Source organism: Xaviernesmea rhizosphaerae, from assembly GCF_001938945.1.
Lineage (GTDB): Bacteria > Pseudomonadota > Alphaproteobacteria > Rhizobiales > Rhizobiaceae > Xaviernesmea > Xaviernesmea rhizosphaerae.
Window position 1 is genome coordinate 132,032 of the sequence record NZ_MKIO01000047.1, and the last position, 20,434, is coordinate 152,465.

Consider the following 20,434-nt stretch of genomic DNA (forward strand, 5'->3'; position numbering starts at 1 on the left):
AGCAGCACACCCTGGCCCGATCGCGGCTTTCACCGCTCATAGCTGGCCGGAGCGGCAGAAATTTGTCCGGTTCATTTGCCAATACCCCGGCCTTTGCCGCGGCGGGTGAAAGCTCTATAATCCTTCCTGACGAAGTGCGGTTCTTCCGGTTCGTCGATCGCCGAACACGCACTGTCGGTCAGCGCGCAGTCAGGTGCCGCGATGTGTACACGCACGGTCTTTCCAAGATGATCATGGCACCAAGACAGTGTCACGACATAAGCCAACACGCATAAGACAAGGTGACGACAAGGCCGTCACGACAGGAGCAGAGCAGATCATGTCGCGCAACCGCCACGCGCCCCAGCTTCTCCCGGCCGAGGTCGCCGCCTGTGTCGATCGCCTGGTGGACGAGGCCGCGCGCCTGCATCTTGCTGAGGACACCGATGCGCCGGTTGCCATCGCCGTGCCGGATGTGCGCGTCGATGGCATGCCGGCGGGCGATTACGAGATCGTCATCCGCCGCAAACCCAGCGCTCTGGCAGAACGCCTCGAAGGGCTGAACAATCCTTGGATGCGCGGATTCGAAGGCGGTTGAGGCCTTTCTGCGGGAGCGTTGCGCAAGAGATTCGCCTGACAGCTCTCACCCGCAGGCTATTTTCGCAACGCCTGAAAAATAGCGGCTTCTCGAAATGCGGCCCCAGCCTATGTGATGCTATACCGGGCATGCGGTAGGATCTGCGCGTGTTACCGCAGGGCGTCACCATGCCCCTGTAAAAACTGCGCATGACTTGCTGTATGGCTTGATGCAGCCGGCCTCTGCCCGGGCTGCAACAGTGCCGGCATGCGATCTGGCAGACGACACGGCTATGATCTTCGCCGGGAAACGGAGACCGGGTGGCGGGAAGCTATAATTTTTTTCTGGTCGGCCTGTCCTTGCTGATGGCAATCGCGGCATCCCTGACGGCGCTCGATCTGGTTGCCCGCGTTCCGGCCGCCGCCAGTCGCACGGCTGGCCTGCTCTGGCTGGGGGCGGCCTCGCTGGCCATGGGCGGCGGCATCTGGGCCATGCATTTCGTCGCCATGCTTGCCTTGTCCATGCCCGGCATGGAGGCGCGCTACGATCCCTGGCTGACAGGCCTGTCGCTGGCGCTCGCGATCATCGCCACGGGCTCCGCTTTCTTCCTGATGAACCGGCCAAGGCGCGGCCCGCTGGCCCTTCCGCTTGGCAGCCTGGCCATGGGCCTCGGCATTTCCGCCATGCATTATACCGGCATGGCTGCCATGAGCCTGCCGATGACGGTGCATTATGATGGTGCATGGGTGGTCATCTCGATTCTGATTGCCATCGCCGCCGCTTTTGCGGCGCTGGCCCTTGCCTTTGGCGGCCGGCATGCGCCGGTTCATCTGGCGATGGCTGGGCCTGGCGCAACGCAAGGAGCCCGGCGTGCCGACGCCCCGTCGCAAAGCGTGGGCGATCTGATGCGCCATGATCTGACGCGGCTGGCCGCCGGCGTCATCCTCGGCATCGCGATCGCGGGCATGCATTTTGCCGGCATGAGGGCGGCGGATTTCCATGCCGGCGTCAATGCCGGCCATGCGCCGACCATGGGTGTCGATCACAGCCCGCTTGCGCTCGGGGTCACGGCGGTCACCTTCGTCATTCTCTTCGCGGCGATGATCGCCGCCATGGTCGATCGCCGCGTCGCCGTCAAGGCAGCGCGCGATGCCGAGGCGCTGCGGGCGAGCGAGGCGCAGTTCCGGCTGTTTTACCGGGCCACGCCGCTGCCGCTGCATGCGCTGGATGCGCAAGGGCGGATCGAGGAGGTCAGCGATGCCTGGCTGGAGCTTCTGGGACATGGGCGCGATGCCGTGATCGGCCAGCCGCTGACGCGTTTCATGACCGGGGAATCGGCCCGGCGCCGGGTTCAGGAGGACTGGCCGCGGCTGCTCGACAGCGGCAGTCTGGCCAATCGCGACTATGCCTTCATCACCCGCGATGGCCAGGTGCTGGATGTGGTCTCCACCTCCCGCGTTCATCGCGACAGCGCCGGCCGGTTCGTCTGGGCCGTGGGCGGCCTGATCGATGTCACCGCCCGCAAGCGGGTCGAGGAGGCCCTGCGCCAGGCGCAGAAGATGGAGGCGATCGGCCAGCTGACCGGCGGCATCGCCCATGATTTCAACAACCTGCTGGCGGTCGTCACCGGCAATCTGGAGCTTCTGCGCCGGCGGATCGGCGGCGATCCGCAGAGCGAGCGGCTGCTGGACCATGCCATGAATGGCGCCCGGCGCGGCGCGGCGCTGACGCAGCGCATGCTGGCCTTCGCCAGGCGGCAGAGTCTGAGGCCGGAGGCCGTATCTCTGCCGGCGCTGATTGATGGCATGGAGGACCTGATCCTCACCTCGCTCGGGGACCGCATGCGCCTGCGCCGCGATCTGCCGGCCGATCTGCCGCTGGTGGAGGTGGACGGGCCGCAGCTCGAACTGGCGCTGCTCAACCTGGCCGTCAATGCCCGCGATGCCAGCGGAGCCGAAGGCGAAATCGTGCTGACCGCCCGTGCCGTGGCCTCCGGCGATCCTTCCCTGCCGGCAGGGCTTCCCGAGGGGCGTTATGTCTGCCTCGGCCTGCGCGACGAGGGCGAGGGAATGGACGCGGAAACGCTGTCGCGCGTGTGCGAACCCTTCTTCACCACCAAGGAAGTCGGCAAGGGCACCGGCCTCGGCCTGTCCATGGTCCATGGCTTTGCCGAGCAGTCCGGGGGCAAACTGGTGTTGAAGAGCCGCAAGGGCGAGGGAACCACGGCCGAGATCTGGCTGCCCGTGGCGCTGGACGGCGCGCAGGAAGCTGCCCAGCAGGGCGCGCAGGGTCAGGCGAAGACGTTGCCGGCCGCACCGCAGGGCGACTCGATCCGACCCAGCGCCGTCAGCGATGCACCCGGCCAGCCGGCTGAAGAGGAGGGGGCCCCGGCTGTGCCCGTCGTCACTCTGCCTTCCGGACCGCTGTCTGCGCAAGGGCCGACCGCCCCGGCCGGCGATGCGCCGGTGCGCCCGCTCACCATTCTTGCCGTGGATGACGATGCGCTGGTGCTGATGAACACGGAGGCGATTCTGGAGGATCTCGGCCATCATGTTCTCGTGGCCCATCGCGGGCGGGAGGCGCTGGACATCCTGGCCCGCACGCCGGAGATCGACCTGCTGGTGACCGACCAGTCCATGCCCGGCATGACGGGGCTGGAGCTGGCCTCTGCCGCACGGGCCGCGCGGCCGGATCTGCCGATCCTGATCGCCACGGGTTATGGCGACCTTCCGGCGCTCATGCCCTCCATGGCCCGGCTGGGCAAGCCCTTCCTGCAGGCCGACCTGGCCCGCGCCATTGCCGGCCTGCTGCCGGCGCCCGGCCAGTCCGCGCCGCACGCCGCGGCCTGATCCCACCTGAAATGCCCGACTTGACCGCCGCTGCCGGCCACGGCATGGCTGTCGGCAGAATTCCAGGAGGAGAGACCATGAGCGAGACGTTCTACCACGCGGCCCCGGGCCGTTATGACGACATGGCCTATCGGCGCTGCGGCCGGTCGGGGCTGAAGCTGCCGGCCATCTCGCTGGGTCTCTGGCAGAATTTCGGCGGGCTCGATGCCTTCGAGGAGGGCCGCGCCATTCTGCGGCGCGCCTTCGACCGGGGCGTCACCCATATCGATCTCGCCAACAATTACGGCCCGCCGCCCGGCGCGGCCGAGGAAATGTTCGGCCGCATCCTGTCGACCGACTTCAAGCCCTATCGCGATGAACTGGTCGTCTCGTCCAAAGCCGGCTATCTGATGTGGCCCGGTCCCTATGGCGAATGGGGCTCGCGCAAATATCTGCTCGCAAGCCTCGATGCCAGCCTGAAGCGGCTTGGGGTCGATTATGTCGATATCTTCTACCATCACCGTCCGGACCCCGAGACGCCGATCGAGGAAAGCATGGGCGCGCTGGCCGATGCCGTGCGCCAGGGCAAGGCGCTCTATGTCGGCATTTCCAACTATCGCGCGGCGGACGCCAAACGGGCGATCGAGACGCTGAAGACGCTGGGCGTGCCCTGCCTGATCCACCAGCCGAACTATTCCATGCTCGACCGCTGGATCGAGACAGATGGTCTGCTCGACGTGCTCGAAGAGGGCGGCGCCGGCGCGATCGTCTATTCGCCGCTGCAGCAGGGCATTCTGACCAACAAATATCTCGGCGGGATTCCCGAGGGTTCGCGCGCCGCGCGCGGCAGCCGTGGCGGCTCCATGGGGGCGGATGGGGTCAACGAGGCACGGCTTGCCAAGGTGCGCGCGCTCGCGCCGATCGCCAGCCGGCTTGGTCTGCCTCTTGCGCATCTGGCGTTGAAATGGGTGCTGCGCGATCCGCGCGTCACCTCGGCGCTGATTGGCGCGCGCACCGTCGCCCAGCTCGATGACAGCCTGGACGCGCTGAAGGGCGGGGCTCTGTCCGAAGGTGATCTCGCCGAGATCGAGGCGGCGCTCACGGCCGCCTGACGCCTGCCAGTCCGTTCTTTTTAGAGCATCGGACCGAAAAGTGGGAACCGGTTTTCGGAAAAATCCGATGCAAAAACAAAAAATTAGAGCATCGGACTGCCTGCGATTTTCAGTCTGGTGCTCTAAGCGGTAACGCCGGGTCGCGGCACGCTTCGGGTGGCGCGACGTCAGGCGGAGCGGGAGAAGACCACGCGGTTGCGGCCATCGCGCTTGGCGGCATAGAGCGCATCGTCGGCACGGCGCAGCGCCGCTTCCGGACTGTCGCCGGCCATTCCGCACATGGTCATGCCAACGCTGCAGGACAAGGCGATGGTCGCGCCGCCTGCCTGCAGCCTGACCGCGGCGACGGCGGCGCGCAGCCGCTCGGCGGCCTGTTCGGTCTCCTCGCTCGTGCGGGCGGAAAGGATCACGCCGAATTCCTCGCCGCCGACCCGGGCGATGAGGTCCTGCTCGCCACGCTCGCGGCTCAGCCGGTGGGCGGTCTCGACCAGGGCGGTGTCGCCCACGGCATGGCCGAAACCGTCATTGATCGACTTGAAGTGGTCGAGATCGATCAGCAGGACGCCCGCCTGCCGGTTCTCGGCCTGGCAAAGCGCGATGTGCTCGGCGAGCTTCTCCATGAAGTAGCGGCGGTTGAACAGCCCGGTCAGCCCGTCCGTGGTGGCCAGATGTTCGAGATCGGCATTCATCAGCCGCAGCGTCGCCTCGATCCGGCGGATGTAGGTGACATCCGCCAGCGACAGAAGCTGGGACGGGACGCCGGCAAAGACGATGCGCCGGCTGGCGACCGTCAGATTGTGCAGGTCACCTGAGGGCGTCCGCACCACGATTTCCGCCACCGGCGTGTCGCCATCGAGCCCTTCTGCCGCCGCGTCTCCCGCCGCTTGCCGCAAGGCGTCGAGATAGTCGGGTGCGATGTCCTTGCCGAAGTAATCGTCGGTGCTGGCGCTGCGGTAACGCAGGAGGCCGGTTTCGTCGATCACGATCAGCGGCGTCGGCAGCGCATCCAGCAGCTCCCGCTGCGCCGTTACAGCCTTGGTTTCGGAAATGATGTGTTCGGCCGCCCAGGGATTGCCGCGCAGCGGCCGCACGCTCTGCCAGACGATGTCGAAACTGCCGGCGGCATTGGCCCGGCCGATCGACATGCCCATGTCGACATGATGGTTGATGCCCATGGTGATGGTCTCGCCATCGAGACCCTGCTCGGTCCGGCCGAGCATATATTGGCGCACGGCGGCGGTGCGCGTGGTTCCGGCGCCGGCGGCGGCCCGAAGCCACATGCGAAACCCCGTCCGCGTCGCGACCATAGCGTCATAGACCCGCTTGCCACCGCCCGTCGCCCGGTTCCAGTCCTCGAGAAAGGCGCGGTTTTCCGGCGTGCGATGCGCCATGAAATAGTTCCAGCAGGCATGAAGTCCGCTCGTGGCGGACGAGCCCAGCGTCGTCAGATCGAGTTCGTTCAGGGAAAGGGCCAGAACCGGCAGGTCCTGCATGTCGAAATTCGCCGCCTGCAGCGCCGAATAGAAGCGCGCATTGGCATCGCCGAGAATCGTGGAGACGATCACGCCGCGGCCGCGTTCGCGGAAGGCGGCGATGGCCTCGATCTCCTGCTGCCAGTCGCGGTGTGAAAATGGAACGTAGCGTTCCGGCATCTGCGCCGTGCTCAGTCCCTTGGCGTCGAGAAAGGCGCGCATCATCCGGTTGATGGCGCGGGGATAGTTGTCATCCATCCCGATCATGAAGAAGCGGTTGAACGCGCCTCCCGGTGCCGAGAGAAAATATTCGAGCGCGGGAAACAGCTTCTGGTTCGGCGTGCCGCCGAGATAGAAAATATTGGGCGACTGCTCCTCGCCCTCGTAATCGAGCGGATAGAACAGCAGGCAGTCCTCTTCCTCCACGACGGGCAGAACCGCTTTGCGCGAGGTCGAGGTCCAGCAGCCGAAAATCGCCGCAACGCCATGATCGCGGATCATCGTGCGGGCATGCTGGCCATAAAGCAGCCAGTCGGAGCCCGGATCCAGCATGACGGGAACGATCCGGCAGCCCAGAAGCCCCCCGGCTTCATTGGCTTTGTCGATCTCGATGCGCAGCATGTCGACCAGAGGCGCTTCGTTGCACGCCATGGTTCCGGTCGTCGAATGCAGCACTCCGACTTTGACAATGCGCTGACCGAACATGCACAGGTTTCCTCAGAAGGGAGAGCGCCTTTGGCTGATGGGAAAAGTCATGTGTTCGTGAAACCGAACCCGTATTTCGCTCTCTGCCGGAGGCGGGAAAAGAGATCGGCGAGGGGAGGGATCGCAGTGGTTGAGGATACGGTTTATAAGGTGTCCCCGGTTGCTTAAGACGGATTTCTCGGACAAATCAAGTTCATATGCGCATCGTTTCGGTTCATTTCCCTTAAGAAACGATCGCCTGATATAGTGGAAATTGAGCAGGATGAAAATTCTCATGACGGTGTCGCGATTTTGCCTCATCCTGTCGGCCATGCCCGCTCTGCTGGTACCCGTTGCACAGCCAAGGGCGGCGGAGCGCGAGGTGGTCAAGACCTATGCCATTACCGGCACGACCGGGGCCGAGCTCTATGCCTCGATCGGCGACCGCGGCCCCGTGCTCGGGCATGGGCAACGCGTGATCGCGCATACAAGTTTCAAGCTGACCTGGAAACGCGACTATCGCGAGGAGGCAGGCGGCTGCCGGCTCGCCGGAGCCATTCCCTCCCTGGTCATCACCTACACCCTGCCGAAACCCTCGGGCCCGCTTTCGCCGGCCATGGCGGAAAGCTGGAAGCGCTTCAGCGACGGCGTGCGCCGGCATGAGATTGAGCATGGTCGCTTCATCCGGGAGATGGTCGCGGAGATCGAGGCCGCCAGCTTCGGCCTCGCTGCGACCCCCGACCCCGGATGCCGTCAGGTCCGCCAGATGCTGAATGCGCGGCTGAAGGCGATTTCCGACCGCAACACGGCCCGCAATGCCGCCTATGACCGGGTGGAGATGAGCGAGGGTGGCGCGGTCCACCAGCTGATCCTCGCTTTGGTGAACGGGCCCTGATGGATCCCTGAAGCGGTAGGCTGGAAAAAGAGCGGGAGGCCGTGGTTCGGCCTCTCGCTTCATCCCTGCTTACGGCTGGCCGAGGCGCCTCTTCAGGCTGGCGACGACCTGCGCGGCCAGCGCCTCATAATCCTCGTCGAAGTGATGACCGCCCTCGATGCCGATCGCTTCCACGCCCGTGCTCTTCAGCTTGACGCAGGGATCATCGTCCTCCTCCGTGCCATAGATGCACTGGATCAGCTTCGGGTTGATCTTGGCGATGTCCTTCAGCGAATCGCCTTCGGAATCGCTGCTGTCCACCCCGAGCCAGCCCTGGACCGAGATCTCGTAATCCACAGCGCGCGAGAGAGCGAGCAGGGTGATCTGGCTGACACGGTCCTTGTTCTGCTGTGACAGGAGATTATAGGTCGCGGGGATGATGTCGGCGCCGAAGGAATAGCCGATCAAAAGGACATGCTTGACCTTCCACTGGCGCCGATAGGTGTCGATGATCCGGGCCAGATCCTCGGCGGTTTCCTCCGGCGTGCGCTTCGACCAGAAATAGCGCAGCGCATCGACGCCGACCACGGGAATGCCGGCATCCTGCAACTCCGAGCCGACTTCCTTGTCGATGTCGCGCCAGCCGCCATCGCCGGAATAGAAGACTGCCATTGTGTCATAGGCGGGCTTGGCCGGCAGCAGTGCCAGCGGCAGGCCGAGCGGATTGTCGCCTTCGCTGGCATTGGCGGCAGCCACCTGATCGGCGATCGCCTGGTCCAGCGCATCGCTGGCGGGATCGGTGGTGTCGCGCGTGGCGATGTCGGAATGGTCCTTGACCAGAGCGGCCACATGGTCTCGGCCCGGCTTCGGCGCCTGCGGCGTGAAGATGACGGTGACGGGCGCTGGCAGGTCGCCCTCCGTCAGCCCGTAGGTCATGCGCCCGTCCTTCAGCGTCTTGTCGGCCGGGGTGCACAGCTGGGTGGTCAGCGGAATGCTGTCGAGCGGATCGACGGCGATGGCATCGCCGATCGTGGCATCCGGGCTCTGCGCGATCATGGCCAGCGCCATGGCGCCGCCCTCGCCAATGCCGGCCAGGATCGGCGGGCGGTAGCTGTCCGAATTGGCCGCGCGCTGGATCTGGTGCGCCAGCGATTCGATATCGGAAATCGTATAGATGCACTCGTCGCCCTCTTCGGGCTTGAGGCCCTTGAGATAGACGGGCAGGTCGATGCCGATCACGGCCACGCCCTTGTCCACCAGCGCCTTTGCGCGCGTCTCGTCCTCGGCGCTCCAGCCCTTGGCATCGGAAATCAGAACGACGTTGCCGGTCAGGGCCTTCGTGGGCACCATGATGTGATCGGCTGGGATCGAACCGGTATCGTAGGTCGGCTTTTCCTGCGCCATTGCCACCTGTGCAAGGGCAGGCAGGCCGGCCGTGAGGGTGGCCGCCAGCAGCGCCACCCTGGATAGATGCTTCATTTACCGACGACTCCTCTCACGCCACCGCTGATCAGCAAGGTCGCATCCAGAAGGGCCAGTGCGGCGCCTGTGCCGTTGGACACGGCCAGATAGCGCGGCTCCCATCGCGGATGGAACTTGGACTTGAAGGCCCTGAGGCCCTTGAAATTGTAGAATCGCTCCCCGTGCTCGAACAGCAGGCTGCCGACGCGGTCCCAGACCGGGGCCGTATCGCGCCGCGACATGCCCGACATCGGCGCCATGCCCAGATTGAAGGTCCTGTAGCCCTCGGCCTTCATCTTCTCCATGATCGAGACGAAGAGGAAATCCATCGCGCCACGCGGCGCATCCGGCGAGAAGCGCATGAGATCCACCGTCGCCTCGTGCTTGGTGTCGGTCACCATGACATTGGCGAAGGCGACGATCTTCCCGTCCTTGTAGAGAACGGCGACCGGCTGGGCGCAGATATAGTCGGGATCGAAGGCGCCGAGCGAGAAGCTCTTCTCGCGCGTCTCGTGATGGGCAAGCCAGCTGTCGGAGACCGCGCGCAGGTCGTCCAGCACGGCGGCGACGTCGGGCTGGGCGATCAGGCTGAAGCTCATGCCTTCGCGCACACCCTTGCTCAGCGCCTGGCGCAGGCCGGCAAGGCGTCCGCCCTTGAGCTCGAACCGGTCGAGATCGACGATGGCGAGTTCGCCCAGCTTGAAGGCGCGCAGGCCCGCATCGGCGCAGGAGGACAGGAGCGCCGGCGAAATCTGGTAGAAGGCGGCGCGGCCGCCAGCTGCGCGTGCACTTTCGACGAACTGCCAGACCAGCTCGGAGAAATCCGCCTCGTCGCCGATCGGATCGGTGAGCGCGATCCAGGAGCGGCCCTGGATCCCGTACATGATGAAGGCCTTGCCGCTTTCGGAGAACATGACCCGCTTGTCGCCCATGCGCACCAGATTGGCATCGGCCGAATCCTGGCCGCGCACGACATCGACGGCCTTGTCGATATCCGCCTGGCTCGGCGCCTGCGGCCGCAGCGTCGCCGGGCGCATCAGGCTGAAGACCGTGACCGTGATCGAGGCCAGCACGAGGCCGAGAAGGGCGCGCAGGCCGCGCGGCGCCTCGCCGGAGAACTCGAAATCCCACCAGAGGTCGTGGCTATAATCGGTGTCGCGATAGACGAAGAACAGGATGGTGGCGGCGCTGACCACGACCACGCCCATGGCCGCCAGCCAGTTCGGCCCCAGCCCCTGGCGGAAGAGCGAAGCCCTGCGCGTGAAGGCCTTGCGGTTGAGAATCATGGCGCCGACGAAAACGGCGAGCAGAGCGGCCTCGAACAGGGCGATGGCCTTGATCGGCGCCAGCACCAGGGCGGTCACCGCGGCCAGCAGGCCGATCCACCAGCCGCCATCCAGCCGCTGGTTGATGCCGCGCGAGGCGACGAACAGCACCAGGCCGAGAATGCTGGAGATGAAATGCGCGGCTTCGACCAGAGGCAGCGGCAACAGCCGGGCCAGAACATTGAGGTCGCTGTCAGGCGTGGGCGTCACGCTCGAGAAGATCAGCATGGCCCCGAGCATCATCGCGAAGGTCGAGAGCAAGGGCGGGGCGAGGCGGACGGCGATCTGGCCGAGATCGGAGGCCACGGGCTTGGCGGAAAAGGCCCTGACCTCCGTGACGACCACGAGGATGATGGCGATGATCAGCGGCAGCACGTGATAGACGAGGCGGTAGAGCACCAGCCCGCCGAGCAGCTGCTCCATGCTGATCGCATTGCCCAGCGCCGCCACCATCACCGCCTCGAACACGCCGAGGCCGGCGGGCACATGGCTGAGCACGCCAAGACCCACGGCCGTGGCATAGATGGCGAAGAAGGTCGGCCAGCCGACATGGGTCTCCGGCAGAAGCACATAGAGCACAGAGGCCGATGCGGCGATGTCGAAGGCGGAAACCAGGAACTGGCGCGAGGAGGTTCGGCTGTCGGGCAGGCGCAGCGACAGGCCGGCGAAGGAGAGGGTGCGGCCATTGCCGCCGAGCACCACCAGCGCCGCCATGACCAGCACGAAGAGCAGGGCCACGCCGCGAAGCCATTCCGAGCTCAAGCCGATCACGGTTTCCAAGCGCGGCGCGACCATCAGCGTGGACAGCGCGGCGACGGCGAGCAGGCCGAGACCGAAGGACAGGGTGACGAAGGCAATGACGCGGGCGATCTCACTCGGCGTCAGCCCGAGCCGCGAATAGGCCCGGAAGCGGATGGCGCCACCGCTCAAGGGCCCGAAGCCCGCGGTATTGCCGATCGCATAGGCGATGAAGGCGGTGATCGCCACGGAGGGCGTGCGCAGCCGCCGGCCGATGAAATCGATCGCGTTCAGGTCATAGCCGATCAGCGCCGCGAAGCTTAAGCCGGTGAACAGCACCGCCAGCAGGATCGACGTCCAGGTCGTGTCCGCCAGCGCGTCCATTACGTCGTCATACCGCACCTCCGCCGTCAGCCGGGAAATGGCGATGGTGACGAAGGAGAAGATGGCGATGACCGCGATCGCTGTCAGATAGACACGATATTCGGCAAACAATGTCGCGATGCGGGAGCTGGAGGCGCCGTCGTCGTGCTCGGGCGTGGAGAGATCAGGTTCGGCTGCCATGGTGTCCTGAACGGTTTCGTGTCAAACGCGCGGGTGGTCGGGTCTCTATCATCACATTTCCCCGACAAGATGACGACGGCGCTCATCATTCCCGGGGTCTTGACAGGCAGAAATAGGCAAACAGTCGGCCAGCGTCGAGCCGGCTTATTTGCAATAATGCTTCTGAACATTTCGTTTCGATGCGTGCAGCCCAGGGCGCGTTCCCGACAAAACAATGCGGCATGAAAGACCGGCGCTCCTGCTATCCGCACAATTGCTTATGCCCGACCGGCCCTGATGCCCAGTTTGACCTGGCTTCCAATTGGACCTGGCTTCCGATCGGATTTGGCACCCGTCCGGCTTGCCCCGCCGCGCCGATCCTCTGTGCGCTCTCTGTTTTCCGATCGGATCGCCGTCTTCCCTCTTTTCGCTCCGATGCTCTCGTTCTCCTTCGGTCACGCGGACCTGCGCTCGCTCCCGGTGAAGGGGGGCGAAGCGGGGGGCGAGATGTGCTTCGGCGTGCCTCTCAAAGACGCCGATTATGTCTTTTCAAGGAGCGGGAGCCGGGATTGTCGGGAAACCGTATGCAGCACAGGGTCAAGACAGGTTCGCTCTTTCGCGGCCGTCCATCCCGTCCATGCCCGCCGCCCGTGCCTGCTCGCCTGTCGATGCCTCTCTCAGGGAGCGCCCTTGCGCCTGCAGGCGTCAGCGATGGCCAAGCGTCGGCAGGACAAAGCGAACCCTATGCCATCGCAGCTCCGGGCTTATGTCATGGCGCAAAAGGTGAGGCAGCAAGAAGGGCTGATCTCTCGCCTGCTCCTCCGTCAGGCGAAAACATCGGCGCCATGATCGCAGGCGCCTTGATTGCGGTCGGGATCGCTTCATGCCATCCCGCCATCCCAGTCCGTGAGCCGCCAGGTCTGGCCGATCAGGGGAATGCTGTCGCAACCCCTGTCTTCGGAAGGATCTGTGCGGGCGTCGAAAGCGGCATGCCCTTGAACCGCTGTGTCTCACGCGGTGCGCAACGAAGGGCACGCAGGCCCTTCGGGCACCATGTGGTCAGATGATTCGCGATCGGGATCGGGTCGTCCGAAGGGTGGGTCAGTGCGCCTTCATCTTGCGGCCGGCCGCGGTTGTCTGCGCGGAAAGGCCCGCCACGTCGCCTTCCATATCGCGAAGCACGGAGCCCAAGGCCATTTCGATGCAGGCCATCGTCGCGTCGAGCTTCAGATCGGAAGCGGCCTGATGGGCATAGGCCAGCATACGCGCGAGCGCGCGCACTTCATCGACATCGACGTCACCGTCGCGGTCATTCGGATTGACAATCGGAGAGGAGAGAAAGGTCATGGGAGCGTCCGTGGAGATCTGTCTGCCCCCATCTTATCCCAGTCGTGACAGGATGCGCGTGACGCAGCCGTGACACATCCCCCGATGGTTCATCATAAACTCTATACGGGTGTTGTTCTCTCAATCATTTCCCGCCAAAGCGAGGTGGGTTGGAACTGCCAGTCCGAGGGCGGCGCAGTGCGCGCGTCGGGCAAGGCTTCGGCCAGGCTGACGAGATCCAGCGCGTCGCGGCGCTTCTGGTCGATGCGATGGGCAAGAAGGAGATCGAGCAGGCGCGTGCGGTCGGTCTCGTGCGGCAGGGCCGCGTTCATGACAAGACGCCGCCATGTCCTGTCCTTGAAATGCAGGGCCGCGCCGCTTGCCTCCAGGGCCTTCAGCGTCTGCGCCGGCAGGAGTGCCGCCAGCGCGGGATTGGCCAGCGTGGCGCGGACGTTGACCAGGGGTTCGGTGATGCCCGTCCAGCCGAGCGCCGCGGGCGCATGGCTCTGGCCCACGTCGGCATCGTCGATCAGCAGGCCGTCGCGGTAGCTGCGGAAGATCTCGCCAATGCCGATCATGCCGAAGCCGTGACACTCGGCGGCGCGCAGCGCGCCCATGCTGGCGGCGCCGAGAACGCGCACCCCCTTCGAGAGGGCGTAGAGGATCTCCTTGTGCCAGACGGGGGCAGTATATTCAAAGCCGCCATCGATCAGCCCGATCACGCTCGCGCCCTCTTCCACCGCGCGGTAGACATCGCCCTGCAGCACCGGCGCGCGCAGATCCAGCTTGAGGCCGAGCCGGGGCGCATCGGGCAAAGTGGGGCCGACGAACAGGAGCTTCATGCGCGGATCGCCGCCTGGAGGGCGCGCAGCCCGTGGCGCTGCCGGCGCGCGCCTTCGGGATGTTCGAGGCCCGGCACCATCAGCTTCGCGACGGCGAAAGGCAGATGGGGCGCGCTGAGCGGAACGGCGACGACGGGCCCGATGCGGCAGGCGGCAAGATGGGCAAGCAGCGCGGCCCTGTCGGCAAAGGCCGGCGTTTCGCAAGCGGGCGTCCCGGCGGGCCGGGCTTCGAGCGCCCGCCTTGTGCTGTCGGGCAGCGGGCGGCGATAGGTCTCGGCGAACAGGTCGTCACGCGCACCGGAAATGAAGGTCATGCGCGATTGCGCCGCCTCCGAGACGGCGCGCAGCGCCGCGCGGGCCGCCAGCGGATGGGCGCCCGCGCCATAGGTCACATCGGTGAACCGGGCATGGGCCGACAGGGTTTCGGGCGGCGGCCCCAGATAGGCCGTGTAGCAGGGGATCTTCAGATCGCTGGTGATGTCGAACAGCGTCAGGCATAGGCCGGCATCGGCGATGCGGGCGCGCATCTCCTCCAACTCCGGTGTCGCCAGAAGAGCCGGATCGACGCAGCGGGCCAGCCGGGCGGCCTGCGGCATCAGCTGGAACAGCGCATAGGCGTCGCGCTCGATGCGCTCCATCAGCGCATGAAAGACGGCTTCGTCCAGCGTGTTGCCGGATGCCAGCCCGTCGGAGGATTGCCAGTAGCGATTGTTTTCGATGGTGCGGTCGAGCAGCACGGCATCGGCAGGCACATGCACAGGCTCGCCGGTGGTGAGGTCGGTTCCGCAAAACCAGCGAATCCGCTCGGCGGGGTCGAGCGGCCTCTTGCCCACCGCCAGGAGGATGGCGAGCGACAGCGCCTTATGGCCGTCCGCCTCCAGCTCCGCCTGACTCGCCTCCACCGTTGCGGTTGCCGGCGCGCAGGCTACGGCCCGCTCCAGCGCTTCCATCACAGCGGAGATGCGGGCATCCTCGTCGGTCACCCCCTTGCCCTGGGCAACCACGATCGATCTGGCATTGGGAGCATAGGCGCACCAGACGGGGATGCCGATGCGATCAAGACCGGTGTGACGGGCGATCCGGGTGATGCCGAAGGTCTTGAGATAGGGAAACACGCGGCCGAAGGTGTCGGCCGCGCTTCGTTCACGGGCAAACGCAGCCAGCGTCATGCCGGCCGATTATTCGAACACGCCGGCGAAAACGCTGTCGGCGGAGTTGACCGCAACGGCGAGGTTGACGCCCTTCACCACGGCCGAATCGGCAGCGGCGAGTTCGCCCATGCCGGTGAGGCCACCATGGGCTTCATCGACGGGAACCACGGTGCCGGCTTCGATGTCGGCAAGATAAAGCTTGGCATCGCCGGGAAAGCCAATCAGGACAGCCTTGGACATTTTCAAGTCTCCTTTTGTTAAGGGTTGCTTTCAGTATCCCGCCCGGTGCAGGGCATCTCGGTACAAATCCTTCTGCCATTGTTCCCGGATGGGCACGACGGCCAGCCATTTCTCGAGATCGAAATGCGGATTTGCCTGTCGATCCTTGCGCCGATAGCGCCTTGCCATCTTGAGGTCGCCGAGCATCGCAAAGCTCGCCGCTCTCAAGCGATCCGCGGAGGCCTGTTCCGCCATCCGCGCAATATAATCGACCGCATCCTGGTAGCGGCCGACGAAGAAACTGGCGCCTGCTGCGCTCCAGTAATACATGTCGGGGCTCATCGGATTGAGCCGCATGGCCTTTTCGAGCTTCTCCAGCGCCTCCGCAGGACGGGATGCGTGTACCAGCGAATCGGCGTAACTATAGATAGCATCTGCGTAGTTCGGACTCAATTCCTCGGCGCGGGCCAGAGCCTCCAAACTTTCGTCGATCTGGCCGAGATAAAGCTTGGCGACGCCAAGCTCCTTGTGGCCGACGGCAAGCTCCGGCTGCCGCTCGATGGCCAGCCGTGAATTTTCTTCCGCCCGGGCCAGAAGCGTCTTGTCGCCATGGGCGGTCAGGATCCATTCCAGCGAGAAGGTGCGCGCCAGGCCGCTATAGGCGTGGGAAAATTCCGGATTGAGATAGAGCGCCTGGCGAAAGCCGCGCCGGGCGGAGCGGATCGCCTGCAAGGTCAGCCGTGTGGTCTGCTGAAGGCCGGTGAGATAGGCGTGATAGGCTTCCGGATGGCGCTCGTAATCGGCAAGCGGTTGCTCGTGCTGGCGCAATTGCTCGGCGATGCAATCGGCGATCACGCTGGCGATCGTGCGGCGATGGGCCGCCCACTGCCCTTCGATCGAGAAGTGCTGCGCCCAGATGATGCGGTCGAGCGGCACGAAAATGATCTGCACGAACAGGTCTTCGGCCGACAGCGCGGTATCGACCAGATAGGAGACGCTGTGCTTGGCGAGAACGTCTACCTTCTCGCTGCTTTGCTGGATGCGCTGGGCGGTATAGGGTGCCACGACCGCGACATGGCGCAGCGCGCACAGGCTGATGGTGATGTCCTCGATCAGCGCGCCGACAGTGCCGGCCACGCTCTTGTGCGCGCCCGGCTTGAGCACCGGCGGCAGCAGCGCCAGGCGCGGCAGAGCAGCTGATACGGGCGGCGGCGCGATGACGGCCTTGAGCGTGGACAGCGGCGTATAGATCGGCTCGACGGCACTTGCGGCGGGGCTGGCCAATTGGGTGAGGCCGGGAGTGCGGCGGGGCGCAGGCTGGAGCGCTGTCACGGGCTCGGACGGCCCGACGCCTGTTTCCGGCGCCTTCGGCTGGCCGGACAGGCAACGCCTGACGACCTCGTCCTGCGGCTCGCGCTCCAGAAGGAAGAAGGCGGCCTCCCGCACGGCCGAAACCGGCGCGTCGCCGCATTCCTGCGCGCGCAAGAGCCGCGTGCGCAGGCGCTGGAGATGGTGGCGCTGCTGGGCCAGCACCCAGCGGTGAAAATCGCCGAACGGCACCTCGGCATCGCCGGGAAAGGGCCGCCGCAGGAGCTCGGTCATGTCGCGAAGCGGCGCATCCTCCGTGTCCAGGAGGGCGGCATCAACGGTGAGGGTCGTCTCGGGGGGCAGCCAGATCGCCTCGTCCGAGACGCTCAGCACCGGCAAGCCGGCGGCGGCCTGGGCCTCGCGGATGCGGCTGATCGTCTTGCGCAGGTTCGTGTGGCGAACGCTGCGCTCCAGATCCGACCAGAGAAGCACCGAGGCCTCGTCACGGCCGATCCGCCCGCGCCCGCTCAGCGCGAGATAGGCAAGCAGCAAAAGGCCCTTCTGCGGAAATTTCAGCCCCTGTCCCTGCGCATCGCGCAGAGACAGACTGCCGAAGGTCTGCAGAAGGGCCGACGCCATTAGCGCAGCGTGGCGCGATCGGCCTGCGCGGCTGCCGGACGGGCTTCGTCCACGGCGCCTTCAGCTTCGGCGATCGACTTCATCAGCGCGACGAGCCCGCGGCGGACATTGACGTCGCGGATCGAGGAGAAGGCGCGGTTGAGCGCCAGGCCTTCGCGCGTGCCGAGGAAATCGGTGACGGCGGCCAGTTCGGAGTCCGGCACGCCGCGGCCGGTCGGCTCGCTCTCTTCGAAGAAATAGCTCACGGGAACGCCGAGGATCTCGGCCGCCGCCTGAAGACGGCTGGCGCCCATGCGGTTGACGCCCTTCTCATACTTCTGAATCTGCTGGAAGGTGATGCCGAGACGTTCGCCCAGAACGGTCTGGCTCATGCCAAGCAGCACCCGTCGAGCCTTCAGCCGGCTGCCGACATAGACATCGATGGCATTGGGTGCATTCGTGCTCAATTTTTTCTCCTGCGTCATGAGTCTGAATGAGGGCTACAATGCCGCTTTTTTGGAAAAGAGCAACTCCAAGTAATCGGGAGGACTTTGCCAATACTCCCTAGAACTGCGGAAGCGTTGATGCCTCAAGGGCAAAAATAGACAATTTTTAATATATGTAGAGGTGAAACGCCGCCTGGGAGTAGACCGGGCCGCCCGGCGGGTTTCGCAGGCCGGGAACCATCGGCTTTACATGCAGTGGCGCGTTGGCCATCGGTGCGAAGCCGCTCTTGCCGCATCGCAAAAGCCATGCATTGCCAAACCGGGCGTTTACGCCATCTTATGCATCGATCATATGCTCTTCCTGCGAGCCATGATGCCGATCATGCCGATGCCGCAAGCATCTGGCTGTGTTCGGCCAGAGACTGGAATAAATAACTAAATCAGTGACCTATAGCGGTATTCCAGGCAGGGGCCGCCTGCCCCCTCGCCATTCCGCTCGTAAGGCGACAGCTTTGGAAAGATGCGCATGCCCGTCCAGCGTATAGGCTTCTATATTCTTCTGACCCTGGTGACGATCGCCTTTGTCGCCATCCTGCTGCCGTTCTATTCCGCGGTGTTCTGGGCGGTCGTCTTCGCGATCGTGTTTTTCCCGCTGCACGAATGGGTCCAGGACAGGACAGGCGGGCGCAGGAGCCTTGCGGCCGCCATCTCCGTCATCATCTGCGTCGTGCTGGTCATCGTGCCGGGCATGATGATCCTCAGCGCCATCGTCCAGGAGGGCAATCAGCTCTATCAGCGCGTGACCAGCGGCGAGATCGACCCGCAGGCGCTGTTCGAGCAGGCGCGCAATGCGCTGCCGGATTTCCTGCGCGAAAGGCTGACCGCGCTGGATTCGGGAGCGATCGCCGATCTCGGCCGGCGCTTTTCGTCGACACTGATGCAGGGCGGCGGCTTCTTTGCCGGCCGGGCGCTGGTTCTCGGCCAGAGCACGCTGCAGTTCTTCATCATGTTCGGCGTGATGCTCTACCTCCTGTTCTTCCTGTTCCGCGACGGGCGGGAGCTGACGGGAACGCTGCGCCGGGCGGTGCCCCTGAGCGACGCGCATTCGCGCCGGCTGGGCGCTAAGTTCACCTCCGTGGTGCGCGCCACCGTGCGCGGCAATCTGATCATCGCGCTGGTGCAGGGCATCATCGGCGGCGTCACCTTCTGGGGGCTCGGCATTCAGCCGGCCTTTCTCTGGGGCGCCCTGATGACGATGCTGTCCCTGCTGCCGGCCGTGGGCGCGGCGATCGTCTGGCTGCCGGTGGCGATCTATTTCCTCCTGGTCGGCTCCTATGTGCCGGCCGTGGTGCTCATCCTTGTCGGCGTGTTCGTCATCGGCCTCGTCGACAATCTCCTGCGGCCGCCGCTGGTCGGCAAGGAAACCAAGCTGCCCGACTATATGGTGCTGATCTCCACCATTGGCGGCATTTCGCTGCTCGGCATGAACGGCTTCGTCATCGGCCCGCTGTTTGCGGCCCTGTTCGTGGCCGCCTGGAGCATTTTCAGCGAGGAGCGGCGGCGCGACGAGGCGGAGATCGCCTGAGGGCCAGGCGGGGCCGAAGCGCGCCCCGCCCGGAAAATAGCGCGCCGCGTCTGGGAACCCACGTGAAGCCTTACGGTTAGGCTCATCGTTCACGAGGAGACGAACGATGATCCCTGTCCCGCCGGCGGTTGCGGTCGCGCCGATTCGCGCGCGGTCGCTGCCATTGCCCTGCCTGTCGCGCGGCCGTTGGCAGGCGGGCGGAACGCCTGCGCATCCACGACGGCTGGTCCTGCCGCAAAGCCCTGCCTTATCAGGCTGGACCTTTCTCACAACGAAGCCACATCGGCGGTCCGGCGGCGCTCTGCCCCGTCCGCTTGCCGATCCGCGCGCTCCTGGAGCGGCCCTTGCGGGAGAAGCTGGTCGCCCTGTCTGCCGAGCGGCGGCAAAACCTAGCCAAAATTAGTCTTTGGACGAGCCACTCTTTGGAGTGACCGCTCGAGGCTTTGTGCGCCTCGTGCCGACGCAACACCATTCCCAGCAGCAACAATCGAGGAAACCGATATGACGATGATTCGCGCCGCCCTTCTGGGCGCAACCCTGGCGCTTGCGCCTGCCTTTGCCATGGCCCAGGCCACTCCCGCTGCGCAGGCAGCCCCGGCGGCCATGCCGACGGAAAAGGCCGAATTTGCCAAGATGGCCGGCAGTTCGAACCAGTTCGAAATCGAATCAAGCCGTCTTGCCCTGGAGCGGGCCCAATCGGCCGATGTGAAAACCTTTGCCCGCCAGATGGTCGAGGATCACACCAAGGCCGGCAAGGCGATGATGAAAGCCGCCGCCATGAAGCGGCCGGCCGACCCGACGCCGGCGCTTGCGCCGAAGCATGCCGCCATGCTCGAGCAGCTGCAGGGCGCCAAAGGAGCGCAGTTCCAGATGCTTTATGTCGACATGCAGGTGCAGGCACATGAAGAAGCCGTCGCTCTCTTCACTCACTATGCCAAGAACGGCGACGACGCCGCGCTGAAGAGCTTCGCGGCCGAGACGCTGCCTGTGCTGGAAATGCACCGCAAGCATGTGATGCAGCTCGCTAAGAAAAAATAGGGTCCGCCCGGCGGCGCAGCATCTTTCCGTTTTGCCAAACGGCCGGCCTGCACGCCGGCCGTTTTCCTGTGCGGACCAGATGCCAAGGACACGCTTAAGACGTCGCCTTTAGAGCATCGGACCGAAAAGTGGGAGCCGGTTTTCGGAGGAATCCGATGCAAAAACAAAATTCTAGGGCATCAAACTGCATATGCTTTTCGGTCCGATGGTCTAAGGCCTGTTGACAGACGTCAGGTTGGGGCAAGGTTTGTTGCCGAGGGTCTCCTTGTTTGACAGGAGGCTTTGATGGTTCGTTATGTTCTTCGAGA

15 protein-coding genes are annotated in these 20,434 nt (G+C 65.0%); 6 read left to right on the top strand and 9 right to left on the bottom strand.

The genetic code is table 11. The features are described 5' to 3' along the window. Positions 1 to 319 precede the first annotated feature (319 nt). From BJF92_RS23880 to BJF92_RS23890, 3 genes are all read left to right on the top strand, one after another. Complete coding sequence (locus BJF92_RS23880; protein ID WP_075637254.1) at positions 320 to 577, top strand: hypothetical protein; 258 nt, start codon at positions 320 to 322, stop codon at positions 575 to 577. Between the two features lie 299 nt (positions 578 to 876). Beyond that, on the top strand, positions 877 to 3,405 hold the full coding sequence (locus BJF92_RS23885; protein WP_075637255.1) for an MHYT domain-containing protein: 2,529 nt from the start codon (positions 877 to 879) through the stop codon (positions 3,403 to 3,405). 77 nt (positions 3,406 to 3,482) lie between these two features. Beyond that, a complete protein-coding gene (locus BJF92_RS23890; protein WP_075637256.1) occupies positions 3,483 to 4,496 on the top strand; it encodes an aldo/keto reductase in 1,014 nt (337 codons plus the stop codon). A gap of 167 nt (positions 4,497 to 4,663) precedes the next feature. Here the strand turns inward: BJF92_RS23890 and BJF92_RS23895 are convergent, their stop codons facing one another. Continuing rightward, positions 4,664 to 6,673, bottom strand: coding sequence for a transporter substrate-binding protein (locus BJF92_RS23895; RefSeq protein WP_075637257.1), 2,010 nt, complete (start codon positions 6,671 to 6,673; stop codon positions 4,664 to 4,666). Positions 6,674 to 6,947: 274 nt separating this feature from the next. On the opposite strand from BJF92_RS23895, the gene BJF92_RS23900 reads away from it, so the two are divergent. After that, a complete protein-coding gene (locus tag BJF92_RS23900; RefSeq protein ID WP_078058360.1) occupies positions 6,948 to 7,547 on the top strand; it encodes a DUF922 domain-containing Zn-dependent protease in 600 nt (199 codons plus the stop codon). 69 nt (positions 7,548 to 7,616) lie between these two features. On the opposite strand, the gene BJF92_RS23905 is transcribed toward BJF92_RS23900, so the two are convergent. The 8 genes from BJF92_RS23905 to BJF92_RS23940 all read right to left on the bottom strand — a co-directional run bounded on the left by BJF92_RS23905 (position 7,617) and on the right by BJF92_RS23940 (position 17,542). Further along, on the bottom strand, positions 7,617 to 9,005 hold the full coding sequence (locus BJF92_RS23905; protein ID WP_075637259.1) for an AcvB/VirJ family lysyl-phosphatidylglycerol hydrolase: 1,389 nt from the start codon (positions 9,003 to 9,005) through the stop codon (positions 7,617 to 7,619). Next, positions 9,002 to 11,614 (bottom strand): bifunctional lysylphosphatidylglycerol flippase/synthetase MprF, encoded by a 2,613-nt coding sequence (gene mprF, locus BJF92_RS23910; protein ID WP_075637260.1) that lies wholly within the window; start codon positions 11,612 to 11,614, stop codon positions 9,002 to 9,004. The genes BJF92_RS23905 and mprF overlap by 4 nt, the downstream gene beginning before the upstream one ends. A 1,080-nt stretch (positions 11,615 to 12,694) precedes the next feature. Further along, complete coding sequence (locus tag BJF92_RS23915; RefSeq protein ID WP_075637261.1) at positions 12,695 to 12,940, bottom strand: hypothetical protein; 246 nt, start codon at positions 12,938 to 12,940, stop codon at positions 12,695 to 12,697. Positions 12,941 to 13,041: 101 nt separating this feature from the next. Further along, positions 13,042 to 13,761: a TfuA-like protein gene (locus BJF92_RS23920; protein WP_075637262.1), complete on the bottom strand. Its 720-nt coding sequence runs from the start codon at positions 13,759 to 13,761 to the stop codon at positions 13,042 to 13,044. Next, the gene (locus BJF92_RS23925) at positions 13,758 to 14,930 is read right to left on the bottom strand and encodes a YcaO-like family protein (RefSeq protein WP_075637263.1); all 1,173 of its coding nucleotides are present in this window, start codon (positions 14,928 to 14,930) and stop codon (positions 13,758 to 13,760) included. The genes BJF92_RS23920 and BJF92_RS23925 overlap by 4 nt, the downstream gene beginning before the upstream one ends. A 9-nt stretch (positions 14,931 to 14,939) precedes the next feature. After that, positions 14,940 to 15,152 carry a hypothetical protein gene (locus BJF92_RS23930; protein ID WP_075637264.1) on the bottom strand — a complete coding sequence of 71 codons (213 nt, stop codon included), beginning with the start codon at positions 15,150 to 15,152 and terminating at the stop codon, positions 14,940 to 14,942. Between the two features lie 30 nt (positions 15,153 to 15,182). Beyond that, entirely contained in the window at positions 15,183 to 17,078 is a 1,896-nt protein-coding gene (locus BJF92_RS23935) for a hypothetical protein (protein ID WP_075637265.1), read from the bottom strand. Then, positions 17,078 to 17,542: a helix-turn-helix domain-containing protein gene (locus BJF92_RS23940; protein WP_075637266.1), complete on the bottom strand. Its 465-nt coding sequence runs from the start codon at positions 17,540 to 17,542 to the stop codon at positions 17,078 to 17,080. The genes BJF92_RS23935 and BJF92_RS23940 overlap by 1 nt, the downstream gene beginning before the upstream one ends. Positions 17,543 to 18,029: 487 nt before the next feature. On the opposite strand from BJF92_RS23940, the gene BJF92_RS23945 reads away from it, so the two are divergent. Both BJF92_RS23945 and BJF92_RS23950 read left to right on the top strand, forming a co-directional pair. Then, entirely contained in the window at positions 18,030 to 19,088 is a 1,059-nt protein-coding gene (locus BJF92_RS23945) for an AI-2E family transporter (protein WP_075637267.1), read from the top strand. Between the two features lie 501 nt (positions 19,089 to 19,589). Further along, a complete protein-coding gene (locus BJF92_RS23950) occupies positions 19,590 to 20,126 on the top strand; it encodes a DUF4142 domain-containing protein (RefSeq protein ID WP_078058361.1) in 537 nt (178 codons plus the stop codon). Positions 20,127 to 20,434 lie beyond the last annotated feature (308 nt).

Bases quoted from the DNA above. Each gene is read 5' to 3' on its own strand.
- BJF92_RS23880 (WP_075637254.1), top strand. From the start codon at position 320: ATGTCGCGCAACCGCCACGCGCCCCAGCTTCTCCCGGCCGAGGTCGCC.
- BJF92_RS23890 (WP_075637256.1), top strand. From the start codon at position 3,483: ATGAGCGAGACGTTCTACCACGCGGCCCCGGGCCGTTATGACGACATG.
- BJF92_RS23895 (WP_075637257.1), bottom strand. From the start codon at position 6,673: ATGTTCGGTCAGCGCATTGTCAAAGTCGGAGTGCTGCATTCGACGACC.
- BJF92_RS23900 (WP_078058360.1), top strand. From the start codon at position 6,948: ATGACGGTGTCGCGATTTTGCCTCATCCTGTCGGCCATGCCCGCTCTG.
- BJF92_RS23905 (WP_075637259.1), bottom strand. From the start codon at position 9,005: ATGAAGCATCTATCCAGGGTGGCGCTGCTGGCGGCCACCCTCACGGCC.
- mprF (WP_075637260.1), bottom strand. From the start codon at position 11,614: ATGGCAGCCGAACCTGATCTCTCCACGCCCGAGCACGACGACGGCGCC.
- BJF92_RS23915 (WP_075637261.1), bottom strand. From the start codon at position 12,940: ATGACCTTTCTCTCCTCTCCGATTGTCAATCCGAATGACCGCGACGGT.
- BJF92_RS23920 (WP_075637262.1), bottom strand. From the start codon at position 13,761: ATGAAGCTCCTGTTCGTCGGCCCCACTTTGCCCGATGCGCCCCGGCTC.
- BJF92_RS23925 (WP_075637263.1), bottom strand. From the start codon at position 14,930: ATGACGCTGGCTGCGTTTGCCCGTGAACGAAGCGCGGCCGACACCTTC.
- BJF92_RS23930 (WP_075637264.1), bottom strand. From the start codon at position 15,152: ATGTCCAAGGCTGTCCTGATTGGCTTTCCCGGCGATGCCAAGCTTTAT.
- BJF92_RS23935 (WP_075637265.1), bottom strand. From the start codon at position 17,078: ATGGCGTCGGCCCTTCTGCAGACCTTCGGCAGTCTGTCTCTGCGCGAT.
- BJF92_RS23940 (WP_075637266.1), bottom strand. From the start codon at position 17,542: ATGACGCAGGAGAAAAAATTGAGCACGAATGCACCCAATGCCATCGAT.
- BJF92_RS23945 (WP_075637267.1), top strand. From the start codon at position 18,030: ATGCCCGTCCAGCGTATAGGCTTCTATATTCTTCTGACCCTGGTGACG.
- BJF92_RS23950 (WP_078058361.1), top strand. From the start codon at position 19,590: ATGACGATGATTCGCGCCGCCCTTCTGGGCGCAACCCTGGCGCTTGCG.